Source organism: Halobacillus shinanisalinarum, from assembly GCF_022919835.1.
Taxonomy (GTDB): Bacteria; Bacillota; Bacilli; order Bacillales; family Halobacillaceae; genus Halobacillus_A; species Halobacillus_A shinanisalinarum.
On the sequence record NZ_CP095074.1, the window covers coordinates 269287 to 281842 of the forward strand.

Consider the following 12556-nt stretch of genomic DNA (forward strand, 5'->3'; position numbering starts at 1 on the left):
CATCGATGTGCCCTTTGGCGGATTTTTAGGCCCGCCTTCAGGAACGGAGGACCGACTAGAATACTGCACCATCCCTTTAATAATTTAAATATACCATATTCGACTTATTTGCTCAATAAATTTCCCTCACTCAGCGGTCACGTGAGCTGAGGTAACCAATTAATCTGGACAATGATGTAGCATTCACACCTGCCTTATCAAGTGACTGTAAAGCAATGTCTACATACTGTTCTTTTTCTTTAATTGCTCCTTCCATGCCTAATATTTTAGGATAGGTGCTTTTCGAATTGACTTCATCACTACCGACTGGTTTTCCAATAGCACCAGCATCCCCAGCAACGTCTAAGATATCGTCCTGTATTTGAAAGATGAGCCCAAGAACATTTGCTATTTTTGTTAGCTCCCCAAGTGACTGATCAGATGGATGACTCAAATAGGCACCAGCTGTAATCGCGAAAGACAGCAATCTCCCTGTTTTATTAACATGGATGGATTTTAGTACATCAATTGAGATCTGTTTGTTCTCACTTAACATATCCTCCATTTGCCCTGCTACCATCCCGGTACCGCCACTAGCTTTCGACAGCTCACGAACTAAATAAACTTTTTCTTCACTAGTAAGATTTACATCCTCAGTAATTACTTGAAAACTCAAGGTAAGGAGCGCATCACCAGCGAGAATGGCTGTTGCTTCGTCAAAAGCCTGATGGTTCGTAGCTTGTCCACGTCTAATATCGTCATCATCCATCGCTGGGAGGTCATCATGGATGAGTGAATAGGTATGAATCATTTCCAAAGCACAAGCTACAGAATAACCACGAGTATGTTGAGCTCCAAGTGCTTCCATAGTGGAAAGAAGAAGTACCGGCCGTATTCGTTTCCCACCCGCTTCGATAGAATACAGCATAGCTTCTTGGAGTCTTCCAGGATATGTATAGTCCCTCACGTAGGAAAACAGCATCTCATTTATGATTTGCTGATAATCAGTTAAATACTTCTTGAAAGAGTCCACTTACTCATCCTCCTGAACTTCGTACGGAACAAATTCACCGTGTTCATTCAACACTTGCTGCATTTGTTCTTCAACACGGCCAAGCTTTTCATTACAGAGTTTAGACAGCTTCATCCCATCCTGATAATACTGAATCGCTTTTTCTAAAGGAACATCTCCTGCTTCCAGCTTCTCTACAAGCTCTTCCAATTGTTCCATTGCTTGTTCAAAAGTAAGTTCACTCTCTTGATTCGTCATGATTCATCCTCCTCAATTTCATTGACAGTACAGTAAAGCTGACCATCCTGCACTTTTACTGTCAATAGACCACCGGTTTTCGTTTGATTAACACTTTTCAGCACATTTCCTCCTTGTGTATAAGGAATAGCATAGCCTCTTTTCATAATGTCTAAAGGATTTACTAGTGTAAGCTTGTCCAATACAGTATGAAATTGATCCTTTTTAATCCGGAATTGCATATTAAAGTTACCTGTCAGCTGTTTCGTTAGTTTACTCAATTGCTTTCGGCTCACTTGAACATCTGAAGCAGTATGCTGCTGATTGAGACGTTTGTTAATGTGTGTTAACCAATCATTTTTTTGCTTTTGGAGATCGTGTATGCTTTTAGAGAGCTGCTCAAGAACCCGGTCAAGATCTTGCTCTTTTTGCTTCATTAGCTGCTCAGGATACTTAAATGCATAGGATTTTCTTAAGCGTGTAAGTCGTTCATTTGCCTCGGCCCGCTTTACTGTTACAGCACGTGTAAGTCGCTGTGTCGTCAATTTAAGCTGTTCTGAAAGTTCCTTCAATGATGGAACAGCAACTTCGGCCGCACCCGTGGGTGTTGCAGCCCTTACATCTGCAACAAAATCACTTATCGTTGTATCGGTTTCATGCCCGACCGCGGAAATTATCGGAATAAGGGACGAATGAATGGCACGTGCCACAAGTTCTTCGTTAAAAGACCACAAATCCTCTATTGATCCACCACCACGACCTACAATTAACACATCACAATCCAACTGCTCATTAGCATATCGAATCGCTTTATCTACGGAGGCGGCAGCTGAATTTCCCTGAACGAGCACAGGAATAATGGATACTTTTACAATTGGATATCGCCGCTTAATAGTCGTCAATATATCCCGAACTGCAGCGCCGGTTTGTGAAGTTATTACGCCTATGTGTTCTGGATAACTCGGCAGTTCTTTTTTAGATGAATCGTCAAACAGCCCTTCCCTTTGAAGTTTTTCCTTCAGTTGCTCGAAGGCCAGGTATAGCGCCCCAATCCCATCTGGCTGCATGTCCTGAATGTACAACTGATAATTCCCCATTGGCTCATATACATTGATTTCACCACGTATTAACACATTCATACCATTCTCTGGAGCAAATTTCAGTTTGCGGTTATTTCCTGCAAACATAACTGCTTGAATACGAGACTTTTCATCCTTGATCGATAAATACATGTGACCACGACTATGGAGCTTGAAATTAGAAATTTCCCCTCTTAGCCATACTTCCTTTAGGTGAGGATCGTGCGAAAGTTTTCGTTTGATATATTTAGTTAAGGCTGAAACCGTTAAATATCGACCGTTCACAAAAATGTCCCCTTACTTTTGGTGAATCCACTTTGCTGCTTTAATAGTGTTATGAAGCAACATGGTGATTGTCATCGGACCTACCCCTTTAGGAACGGGCGTTATATGTGAGGATTTCTCTTTAGCAGACTCAAAATCCACATCCCCTGTCAGCTTACCATCCACACGGTTCACACCAACATCAATGACCACAGCACCTTCAGATATATCTTCACCGGTAATTAAATCAGCTTTTCCAGCTGCTACAATAAGAATATCTGCCTGTTTTGTATGCTCACGCAAATTTTTCGTTCGAGAATGACAGTGTGTTACGGTTGCATGTTCATTTAAGAGTAGTTGCCCGACCGGCTTCCCGACTAGATTACTTCTTCCAATTATAACTACATGTTTGCCTTCTATATCAATATTTGCACGTTTCAGCATGACTAATATTCCATAGGGGGTGCAAGGATAGAATGTTTCCTGTCCTGTCATCATTCGTCCTACATTACTAGGGTGAAAGCCATCCACATCTTTACTAGGCGCTATCGCTTCAATCACTTTTTGCTCGTCAATTTGCTTAGGTAATGGCAATTGCACAAGAATTCCATGTACCGTTTCATCATTATTTAATTGGTTGATGATCTTTAATAACTCTAACTCAGGAGTTTCTTCAGAGAGCTCCATCAGTTCAGAGTCCATACCTATCTTTTCTGAAGCCCGCTGCTTTCCTTTTACATAAGACATGGAAGCCGGGTCCTCACCAAGAATTACGACAACCAACTTGGGATGAACACCTTGCTTAGATAATTCTGTAACCTCTTCTTTCATCTCCTGACGAAGTTCTTCTGCTAACTGCTTTCCGTAGATGATTTCAGCTGACATGTAATTGCCCTCCTCTATAATTGACTAAACCATTTTCGATAAAACACCATTAATAAACTTACCAGACTGCTCCTCTCCAAAAACTTTTGCCAACTCAATCGCTTCATTGATGGCTACTTGTTGTGGAACATCTTGACTGTATCTCATTTCATAGGCCGCGATACGAAGCAATGTTTTTTCAACACGGGCCAGTCGAGAAAATGACCAATTCTCAAGATGATTTCCTATCCACTGATCAATGTCTGTTTTGTGTGTCACAACCCCGTGGACTAGTTGATTTAAAAAAGCATCGTGAATGTGCTCGTCTACCACATGTTCAATCGCTTCATCTGCATTTATTTCACTTGAATCTATTTGAAAAAGAGCCTGAAAAGCTTTTTCCCTAGCCATACGTCGTTTCATATAAATTCTCCTTTAATGTCATATCCGTTAGAATAATAACATTTTACTATGTGAAAAGCTATAACAAGAAAAGCGGGAAAGGTATTCAGACCTGAAACGCATAAGCGAATTGCTTACGTTGTGAAGGTCTCCCCCTTGCAGCTAGACAACGAAGAAAAGCAGAGGTGACCTGGGAGACATGACAGTCATAAGCAAGCGAACCAATGGGGTTCAGCCTAGGTATGAAACTTGAAATGATTAATGAAGCCTACGCTAAACGTCAAAACCGCTTATATTTCCGCCTAACAAAAGAAAGACCAGCCGGGGTAGACAACCCCCTCACTGGCCTCTGTATTAAACTTCTTCTACTTCAAGTTCTTCTTCTTTACCTTCCATTTGAACTCCAACAATATGGACATTAATTTCCTTAATTTCGAGTGCCGTCATATTTTTTAATGCCTGCCTCGTGTTGTCTTGAATCTTCTTGGCTGTATCAGGAATGGAAATCCCATAATCCATTACAACAAAAGCTTCAATTAATATCCCATCTTCTGTGAGCTCTACTTTCACACCCTTACCGTGGTTCTTTTTACCAAGCCGCTCGACCACACCTGAAGCAAAATTGCCTCGCATGGAAGCTACACCTGCAACTTCTGAAACAGCGATACCAGCTATAACTTCAATGACTTCTGGAGCAATCTCTACATTACCAAGCGTGGATCCTTCTGTAACGTTTAGCAGTTGTTTCTCGCTCACTACTGGCCACTCCCCTTTTTGTCGTCTTCCATTATAGTATAGTTTTCTAGAAACTTGGTGTTAAAGTCTCCTCCGACAAATACTTCATGTTCCATCATACGACTGTGGAATGGAATGGTTGTTTGAACCCCCTCAATCACGAATTCATCCAACGCTCTTCTCATTTTCTGAATCGCTTCGTCTCGATCACGACCGTAGGTGATCAGTTTTGCCACCATGGAATCATAATATGGCGGGATCATATATCCTGGATAAGCCGCAGAATCCACCCGCACACCTAATCCACCAGGAGCTAAGTACATATCAATCCTTCCTGCAGATGGCATGAAGTTTTTGTGAGGGTCTTCTGCGTTAATTCTGCATTCCATTGCCCAGCCTTCAAAAGTGATCTCTTCCTGTGTAAAGGACAGGGATTCATTGTCAGCCACTTTCAACTGCTCTTTTATTAAATCGATTCCTGTCACCATCTCAGTAACAGGATGCTCAACTTGAATACGTGTGTTCATCTCCATGAAGTAGAACGAGTTCTCCGTCTTATCAAAAATGAATTCAACCGTCCCCGCACCCGAGTACTCAACGGCCAAAGCAGCTTTAACAGCTGCATCACCCATTTTTTCCCGAATATTTGGTGTGACGGCAGGCGATGGAGTTTCCTCAATAAGCTTTTGTAACCGTCGTTGAATTGTACAATCACGCTCACCTAGATGTACGGCATTACCATGATTGTCAGCTAACACTTGGATTTCTACATGTCTGAAATCTTCTATAAATTTTTCGATGTATACGCCAGGGTTACCAAAAGCAGTTTCTGCTTCTTGTTGAGTCACATTGATGCCTTTTACAAGATCTTCTTCTGTACGTGCGACACGGATCCCTTTCCCGCCACCGCCAGCTGTTGCTTTAATAATCACAGGATAGCCAATTTCATTGGCTACCTGCTTCCCTTCCTCAACATCAGCAATAATTCCTTCTGATCCTGGAACTACCGGGACCCCTGCTGCTCTCATCGTTTCTCTTGCTACATCTTTCGTCCCCATTTTTTGAATAGCATAAGAGGAAGGACCAACAAACGTAATATTGCACTCTTCACACATTTCGGCAAATTCAGCATTCTCAGCTAAAAAACCATAGCCAGGGTGGATGGCATCTGATTCGGTTAGTGTAGCTAAACTCAGTATGTTTGTATAATTTAAGTAGCTATCTTTGCTTAAGGTCGGACCAACACAGTACGCCTCATCAGCGATTTGCACATGCAACGCTTCTTTATCGGCTTCTGAATACACTGCTACAGTTTCGATACCCATTTCTTTACATGCACGAACAATACGAACGGCTATTTCCCCTCGGTTCGCAATCAACACTTTTTTTACCATGATTTAACCCCCGATTTATACAGTTTTCACGCGGAACATCGGCTGGCCATATTCTACAAGCTCGCCGTCTTTTACAAGGATTTCTACAACTTCTCCTGAAACTTCCGCTTCAATTTCATTGAATAATTTCATCGCCTCTACAATGCAGACGACTGAATCTTGTTTCACCTGGTCGCCCACTTGTACAAATGCACCCTGGTCAGGGGAGGGTGATTGGTAGAAGGTCCCGACCATCGGGGACGTGATCTCTTGATCATAATTAGAACTTTGCTCAGTTGCTGTCTCCTGCTCTTTCTTTTCAACAACTTCTTCCTGCTGCTTCGGCTCCTCCTGAATGGGCTGTGTTTTTTGAGGAGCTGCTGGCTTAGTTTCAATTGGCATTTCCGTAATAACTTGACCACCGTTCTTCTTCATACATACTTTCGTTCCATTCGTCTCGTAGCTGAATTCATCAATATGGGATTCATCAATTAGCTTAATAAGCTCACGTATTTCTTGCACCTTTAACATAATATTGGCACTCCTTTTATGTAGTCTACTTTTTATCTGGTACTATAATTCCCCTTAACATTTTACGCTACATGTCCAATACCTGCAACTAGGTTAAAACGTTACACCTTCTAACAGTAACAGCCCCTGACTACAATGGTCAGGGGCTGTTACTTTAAATGATATAATTTTTCACTCAATCTACCTTGCCTATCAGGACGCTTGCGCTTTTCTTATTGTCTAGCTGCAGCGCCCAGACACTCGAGACATAGGCCGTTCACTTCAGGGAAGAAAGATCACTTCCCTGCAGCGCTCTGCCTATGCTTGTCGTATCTATCAGGACGCTTGCGCTTTTCTTATTTCGTTGGTTGGAATTTGACGTCTACAGGGATGTCTCCAAATTCATCTGAAACCATCTGCATGATCTCACGTGTCTGGGATTTTGATAATTCGTTTGCTTTTACTGTAACGTGAACTGTATTTTCTTCAGCTCTTACCAGTACATCTTCATAAGGTACGCTTGCACTAATCGTCTTTTCAAGTATCGATTCTTTCGACCTTCTATCTTGTAATGAATCTAACTTTTCTGTTGCCTCAGCCTTTTCTTCACCCGTCGCCGTTGTAGACGCCATCACGGCGGATAGCTGTTCTTCCAATTTATCTCGTTCATTTTGCATTTCTAGGCGAATAGCTGCAAAAAGTTCGTCAGTTGACATCTGCGAAATCACTGTATCATCAGCATTTTCACCTGTCATTTCCCCTTCACTTGTTGCTTGTTCTAATTCAGTATCTTGTATAAAAGCCATCTCTCCATTGTCAGGAGACGTCATGTAATACACACTTAGAACAATTAGCAAGCTTAACATCGTTAACAACCAAACTGTTTGTTTTTTAACCAAAATAATCCCTCCCTATGATTTAGGCAAAACGGAAACTCTATGACTAGGTACATCCAACACTCTTGAAACGGCTTCAACCACCCATCCCTTCACTTTCATCTGGTCTACGCCTTTCGCTGTTACAAAAACTCCTCTTACCTCAGGTTTCTCCGTTTTAATTAGAAGCGGAACCTCTCGATCACCTTGACGTACAAGAACTAGCTGCTGTTCCTTAGAATAATCCTCAATTTCTCTCTCTCCTCCATTCGTATCCGTCTCCTGTGTTGTCTGTTTAGATATAATTAAATTTTTGTCATATACTTTTTCTTTAGTGGCAGCTAAATTAATCATGAGCTCTACTTCACTGACTCCACTTATATTCTCAAGAAGGGGGGCGAGTTGTTTTTCATATTCAACCTCCAGTTGACCAATGGAAACCTCAGAGGTATCTTGTTTTTTATTCGTTGGCTCTTGGACTGTCTCTTGTTGCGGAGGAGCCTCATTGCTTGGTGTTTGAAAGAAGTTACTCATTACAAGGAATAGTACACCTATTAAACCAACGATAATAAAATATTTCGGCTTATTTATTTTTGGACCGTCTTTTGAAGAAAAGGGCTTGAAGAGCTTATCCCACCATTTACTCATAGTCTTCCTCCCAGCGGATTTCAATTTGATCTTTTTTCAGTGCTAACAAATCGGCTGCCATTTCTTGAACCTCCCCTGTAAGCTTTCGGGTCGATACCTTTTCCTCTTCAGCAACTGAAATGGTTATCTCGTCTACTGCCCCTTCTCCGGGTTTAGAAGCAACAGAGAGAACAAGCTTGTCCAATGAATCCAACTGATGCGGTGTCCCGGAAAACTCCATATCCACATTCTCAAGGGATAGATCGAATTGTTCTTGAAGAGGCTCCTCCACTTTGTTCGTAATGGTTTCTGTAACTTGTTGTAATGTATATGCATCTTGTCCACGCATTATTTCATTTTTCTTTGATTCAATTTTCTCTGTTAATTGTTCCGAATTCACACGGTTTCCGAGTTGATTTTCTGCTGATTGTAATAAAGTGTTCGGGTCGACTTGGAGAACTCTTAACAACGGCCCGAGCAAGACTAAGAGCAACAGAATGGACATCACTAACCTTGCATATTTTTTCATTGATCCTGAAGGTAATAGGGCATCTGCCACCATTGCTAGCAGCAAAAATAATACAATTTGTGTAATCCATTGCGTAAATGCTGACATCATTTATCACCCTTATCGAACCATCATGGTTATATTGCTGGCAGCGACCATAATGACAATGACAAGAAAAAACATCATTGAAACCATAAGTAACGCTGCGAAAATGTACATGATATGACGACTAACGATGGCCATCGCTGTTATAACAGGTCCATCACCTAAAGGCTGTAGTAGAGCGGCCGCCAATTTATAAATCAAGGCAATCGCAAAAACTTTCAGTGCCGGGAATACTGCAATGCCGAGAAGAATAATAACCCCAGCAAGACCTAAAGTGTTTTTCAACACTAGAGAAGCACCAAGGATGGTGTCTGTAGCATCCGTGAACAAGCGTCCGACCACAGGTACGAAATTTCCTGTGACAAACCGGGCTGTCTTCATCGTTACACCATCCTGAACGGCTGTTACTGTACCTTGTACAGATATAACCCCAAGGAATATCGTTAAATACGCACCCATGATCGCCATTCCTGTTTTCCTTAATAATTCAGCCAATTGATCCACCTTATAGGTATCATTTAAAGTACCGACAATTAAGAGTAAGGCTGAAGAGGAAAAAAGCGGGACCAGTAAGAATTTAACTAACAACCCACTCGATTGCACAAGAACGACAATGATGGGGTGAAAAAAAGAGAAAGACATAAGGTGGCTGAATGATGCCATAATGCCAAGGAGCAAAGGAAGTAGTCCAATCATGAAACTACTCATTTGATTAATCGCTCCGATCGTGTAATCAATAACTAGTCCAAAACTTTCCAATGCAAGTGCAATCAGTACGAGATAAATCACCATATAGGCAATCCGGCTGACAACTGTATTTTCAAACGAAGACTGCATAGCTTGAAGCAGCGTACTAAATAAAGTCAGAAACAGCAGAGATGCTAACAGCTTTCCATTCACCAACAATTCATGAAAAAGAAAAGACAGAATGCCAGCCACCCATCCTTTTGGGTTACTAGCTCCTTTTTCTTCCACCAAGCTTCGAAAATCATCTATCGAGATATCCGGTAAATAGTCGCCGTATTGTTGATTGAGCTGTTGCAAACTCTCTTCAAGCTCCTCTGTAGAAACATGCTCCATTAAGGAAGGTACAGCATCTTGTGGTGCGGAAGCAGAGACCACAACAGGAAAACAGATCGCCCCCATCAGCACGCAGCTTATGAAGAATAAACGTTTCATTTTGTACCTCTCAATTCTCATCCTGTTGCTCCAGGAATAAATTCCAATATCGTTCTAATGACGGCTGTAATAATCGGGATAGCTAGCATCAGAATGAATAACTTACCAACCAGTTCAACTTTAGAAGCTAAGGCATTCAAACCAGCATCCCTTATCAGTTGAGCCCCGAATTCAGTTATATAAGCAATTCCGATTATTTTCAGTATGGTTTTAAAGTAAACGGACTCTACTTGGGCTTGGTCCGCCATGTACTGGAGCAAGGAAAAAATGTATCTGATCTGATCGAGAACAGTTGTAAAGATAATGATCACGGTAATCAATAGGAGTAAAAATGCGATAGATGTCTTTTGTTCCTTCAATAAAACGATTAATAGTGTTGCCACCAATCCTAGAGAAACGATTTGTACTATCCCCATGTTCTCTACCCCTGATATAAAAAGACTGATTTAATTTGTTGAAACAATTCCGCTAGTCGGTGAATAACGATAAACAGAACAATGATAAATCCTGTTAATGTAACAACTTGGGCAATTTCTTCTTTGCCCATTTGTTTTAAAATACTGTGGATCATAGCTACGATAATACCGACTCCAGCAATCTGAAACAGGATGGATGCATCTTGAAGCACAATGTCCCTTCCTCCTTATCAAATGAGTAATATAATGACTAACAGTCCACTCAAGACCCCCATCCCTCGAGCTACCTTCTGGTGTTTCCCTGATGATTCGATTGCATCGTTAAGTTGCAGATCGAGATGATGAAGAGTTAACTTTATTTGCTTCTGCTGCTGAACGAGATCGTGCTGTCCTAAAGTGCTTCCAAACTGAGCGACTATATCTAAATCCGTTTTCGTTAAGGCATTCCCATGACCATGCTCTTGAAGCCTCGTTTCCCATAGTTCTGCAAAATTACTACACGTTTCCTTCTCAGATAGTAGGTTGGAAAAAAACTCACAAATGGGAGTGGGAAGCTGGTTTGAGATTCGCTCGCATACTTCCCAAAGAGAAGACTGTCCATAAACCATTTCTGCTTCAATCATTTGTAAAGCGCTCTTCCATTGCCTAATTTGACCAGGGCGTTTTTTAAATTTGCCAGCTACATCAAATCCAACCCATGTACTAACCGTTAGTACGATTAAGGCGCCGATCCAACCCATTATCGACTCCCCCTTCAAAGGAAGTAATTTGTGCTCCTTGTGAGTTAAGGATACGGATAGAGCTTGGCCTATGAGGGGTTAATCGATCAAGCACGATATAGCGATCAAATATCTGATCCGCAATTAACCCATTTGCAGCTTTCCGCTTCATGACTGTCTCAAAACTGCTCCCATGAATGCTACAAATGACTTTCACTCCTGTGAATGTTGCCTCCCTAACTGCCTCAGCATCCTTTTCTCCACCTAATTCATCTACTAAAATAAGATCGGGAGACATGGAGCGGATCATCATCATCACTCCTTCAGCCTTAGGACAAGCATCCATCACATCTGTTCGTTCCCCTACATCCAGCTGTGGAATACCTTGATGGCAGGCTGCAAGCTCTGAACGTTCATCAATTAAAGCGACCTTTGATGCCCGTTTTAATGTTGTTCCTGAGCCAATGGATTTAGAAAGCTCACGGAGCAATGTTGTCTTCCCTGAATGAGGAGGGCCGATAATTAATGTATTCATCCACTCCCCACGCATGAGCAGATGTGGCAAGAACTGTTCCGCTCTACTCACAGAAGGACGTGCTATACGAATATTCATAAACGAAATATGCTTTAATGTGTCAATATCATGGTTGATGGTGTTTGCCTTTCCTGCTAATCCAACTCGATGTCCACCTTCAATAGTTATAAATCCCTCTCTTATTTCATCCTGTAATCGATATAGAGAAAATTGACTAATCTGATTTAATACATGAGTTAAATCGACCTGCGACAGCTGTACATTTGTTAATGTATGAACGTCTGTTGAATCTAGCACCTCCAGTCGTTGATGAACCCGCAATCGAATTTCCTGTACACTAGTCCAATCAACATCATTTAATAGGAGAGGTTGATAATGTTCTGGAAACAACCGAATAATCTCTTTCATTCAACCAAAAACTCCTTTTATTGATTTACTTTATATCTATGTACAAGTACATGAGTTATGACAGTTCTCTCATGAAAAACACACCTAAATCTAGCAAAACCACCTCTATTAACGAACAAAAAAAGAGCTACCCTGTAAGAGGATAGCTCATGCATTCTAGTACTGCTTATGCCCGTGATACATATTTTCCGTCACTTGTATTAATGAGCAGCACTTCACCTTCATTAATGAAGAACGGAACTTGTACAATGAGGCCTGTCTCTAAAGTGGCAGGCTTTGTTCCACCGCTCGCCGTATCTCCTTTAATACCCGGCTCCGTTTCTGTCACTTTAAGCTCGACATTATTTGGCAGTTCCACACCGATCGTTTCTGCTTGATAGGATTGGATCTGCACTTCCATGTTCTCTTTTAAATAGTTGAGTTGGTCAGAAATTTGTGCAGTTGGCAACTCTACCTGATCAAAGGTTTCAGAATCCATAAAGGCGTGCATATCACCAGATGCATATAAATATTGCATTTTACGGTTCTCAATATGTGCCCGTTCTACCTTTTCTCCACCTCTGAAGGTTTTTTCCTGGATGTTGCCGTTCCTAAGATTGCGAAGTTTGGAGCGAACAAATGCTGCCCCTTTTCCCGGCTTAACATGCTGGAAATCCATCACTTGCCAAATATTACCGTCTACTTCAATAGTTAGTCCTGTCCGAAAGTCGTTTACAGAAATCATTCTAT

At 41.5% G+C, this 12556-nt stretch carries 17 protein-coding genes; all 17 read right to left on the reverse strand.

From position 1 onward, the window contains the following. Nucleotides 1-130 precede the first annotated feature (130 nt). Nucleotides 131-1012 carry a polyprenyl synthetase family protein gene (locus tag MUO14_RS01440; protein WP_244753308.1) on the reverse strand — a complete coding sequence of 294 codons (882 nt, stop codon included), beginning with the start codon at nt 1010-1012 and terminating at the stop codon, nt 131-133. Beyond that, the gene (locus tag MUO14_RS01445; protein WP_244753309.1) at nt 1013-1249 is read right to left on the reverse strand and encodes an exodeoxyribonuclease VII small subunit; all 237 of its coding nucleotides are present in this window, start codon (nt 1247-1249) and stop codon (nt 1013-1015) included. Then, nucleotides 1246-2592 (reverse strand): exodeoxyribonuclease VII large subunit, encoded by a 1347-nt coding sequence (gene xseA, locus MUO14_RS01450; RefSeq protein WP_244753310.1) that lies wholly within the window; start codon nt 2590-2592, stop codon nt 1246-1248. The genes MUO14_RS01445 and xseA overlap by 4 nt, the downstream gene beginning before the upstream one ends. 12 nt (nt 2593-2604) lie before the next feature. Then, the gene (folD, locus tag MUO14_RS01455; protein WP_244753311.1) at nt 2605-3456 is read right to left on the reverse strand and encodes a bifunctional methylenetetrahydrofolate dehydrogenase/methenyltetrahydrofolate cyclohydrolase FolD; all 852 of its coding nucleotides are present in this window, start codon (nt 3454-3456) and stop codon (nt 2605-2607) included. 24 nt (nt 3457-3480) lie between these two features. Beyond that, nucleotides 3481-3858, reverse strand: a complete 378-nt coding sequence (gene nusB / locus MUO14_RS01460; RefSeq protein WP_244753312.1) for a transcription antitermination factor NusB — start codon at nt 3856-3858, stop codon at nt 3481-3483. Nucleotides 3859-4191: 333 nt separating this feature from the next. Beyond that, nucleotides 4192-4593, reverse strand: coding sequence for an Asp23/Gls24 family envelope stress response protein (locus MUO14_RS01465; protein ID WP_244753313.1), 402 nt, complete (start codon nt 4591-4593; stop codon nt 4192-4194). After that, nucleotides 4593-5966: an acetyl-CoA carboxylase biotin carboxylase subunit gene (accC, locus tag MUO14_RS01470; protein WP_244753314.1), complete on the reverse strand. Its 1374-nt coding sequence runs from the start codon at nt 5964-5966 to the stop codon at nt 4593-4595. Before accC ends, MUO14_RS01465 begins: the two co-directional genes overlap by 1 nt. Nucleotides 5967-5981: 15 nt before the next feature. Next, nucleotides 5982-6476, reverse strand: a complete 495-nt coding sequence (accB, locus tag MUO14_RS01475) for an acetyl-CoA carboxylase biotin carboxyl carrier protein (protein ID WP_244753315.1) — start codon at nt 6474-6476, stop codon at nt 5982-5984. A gap of 335 nt (nt 6477-6811) precedes the next feature. Next, complete coding sequence (locus MUO14_RS01480; protein WP_244753316.1) at nt 6812-7354, reverse strand: SpoIIIAH-like family protein; 543 nt, start codon at nt 7352-7354, stop codon at nt 6812-6814. A 12-nt stretch (nt 7355-7366) separates the two neighbouring features. Next, nucleotides 7367-7978 (reverse strand): stage III sporulation protein AG, encoded by a 612-nt coding sequence (gene spoIIIAG / locus MUO14_RS01485; RefSeq protein ID WP_244753317.1) that lies wholly within the window; start codon nt 7976-7978, stop codon nt 7367-7369. Further along, a complete protein-coding gene (gene spoIIIAF, locus MUO14_RS01490) occupies nt 7971-8573 on the reverse strand; it encodes a stage III sporulation protein AF (protein ID WP_244753318.1) in 603 nt (200 codons plus the stop codon). The genes spoIIIAG and spoIIIAF overlap by 8 nt, the downstream gene beginning before the upstream one ends. A 12-nt stretch (nt 8574-8585) precedes the next feature. Next, nucleotides 8586-9749: a stage III sporulation protein AE gene (gene spoIIIAE, locus MUO14_RS01495; protein ID WP_244753319.1), complete on the reverse strand. Its 1164-nt coding sequence runs from the start codon at nt 9747-9749 to the stop codon at nt 8586-8588. A gap of 17 nt (nt 9750-9766) precedes the next feature. After that, complete coding sequence (spoIIIAD, locus tag MUO14_RS01500; protein ID WP_244753320.1) at nt 9767-10165, reverse strand: stage III sporulation protein AD; 399 nt, start codon at nt 10163-10165, stop codon at nt 9767-9769. 5 nt (nt 10166-10170) lie between these two features. Then, the gene (gene spoIIIAC, locus MUO14_RS01505) at nt 10171-10377 is read right to left on the reverse strand and encodes a stage III sporulation protein AC (protein ID WP_244753321.1); all 207 of its coding nucleotides are present in this window, start codon (nt 10375-10377) and stop codon (nt 10171-10173) included. A gap of 18 nt (nt 10378-10395) precedes the next feature. Next, nucleotides 10396-10905, reverse strand: coding sequence for a stage III sporulation protein SpoIIIAB (gene spoIIIAB, locus MUO14_RS01510; protein WP_244753322.1), 510 nt, complete (start codon nt 10903-10905; stop codon nt 10396-10398). Next, on the reverse strand, nt 10868-11827 hold the full coding sequence (gene spoIIIAA, locus MUO14_RS01515; protein ID WP_244753323.1) for a stage III sporulation protein AA: 960 nt from the start codon (nt 11825-11827) through the stop codon (nt 10868-10870). The genes spoIIIAB and spoIIIAA overlap by 38 nt, the downstream gene beginning before the upstream one ends. A 166-nt stretch (nt 11828-11993) precedes the next feature. Then, nucleotides 11994-12551: an elongation factor P gene (gene efp / locus MUO14_RS01520; protein WP_244753324.1), complete on the reverse strand. Its 558-nt coding sequence runs from the start codon at nt 12549-12551 to the stop codon at nt 11994-11996. Between the last annotated feature and the right edge of the window lie 5 nt (nt 12552-12556).

Coding starts and splice junctions, on each gene's coding strand:
- accB (WP_244753315.1), bottom strand. CDS start 6,476: ATGTTAAAGGTGCAAGAAATACGTGAGCTTATTAAGCTAATTGATGAA.
- nusB (WP_244753312.1), bottom strand. CDS start 3,858: ATGAAACGACGTATGGCTAGGGAAAAAGCTTTTCAGGCTCTTTTTCAA.
- spoIIIAG (WP_244753317.1), bottom strand. CDS start 7,978: ATGAGTAAATGGTGGGATAAGCTCTTCAAGCCCTTTTCTTCAAAAGAC.
- spoIIIAB (WP_244753322.1), bottom strand. CDS start 10,905: ATGGGTTGGATCGGCGCCTTAATCGTACTAACGGTTAGTACATGGGTT.
- efp (WP_244753324.1), bottom strand. CDS start 12,551: ATGATTTCTGTAAACGACTTTCGGACAGGACTAACTATTGAAGTAGAC.
- spoIIIAA (WP_244753323.1), bottom strand. CDS start 11,827: ATGAAAGAGATTATTCGGTTGTTTCCAGAACATTATCAACCTCTCCTA.
- spoIIIAF (WP_244753318.1), bottom strand. CDS start 8,573: ATGTCAGCATTTACGCAATGGATTACACAAATTGTATTATTTTTGCTG.
- folD (WP_244753311.1), bottom strand. CDS start 3,456: ATGTCAGCTGAAATCATCTACGGAAAGCAGTTAGCAGAAGAACTTCGT.
- spoIIIAD (WP_244753320.1), bottom strand. CDS start 10,165: ATGGGGATAGTACAAATCGTTTCTCTAGGATTGGTGGCAACACTATTA.
- spoIIIAE (WP_244753319.1), bottom strand. CDS start 9,749: ATGAAACGTTTATTCTTCATAAGCTGCGTGCTGATGGGGGCGATCTGT.
- MUO14_RS01445 (WP_244753309.1), bottom strand. CDS start 1,249: ATGACGAATCAAGAGAGTGAACTTACTTTTGAACAAGCAATGGAACAA.
- accC (WP_244753314.1), bottom strand. CDS start 5,966: ATGGTAAAAAAAGTGTTGATTGCGAACCGAGGGGAAATAGCCGTTCGT.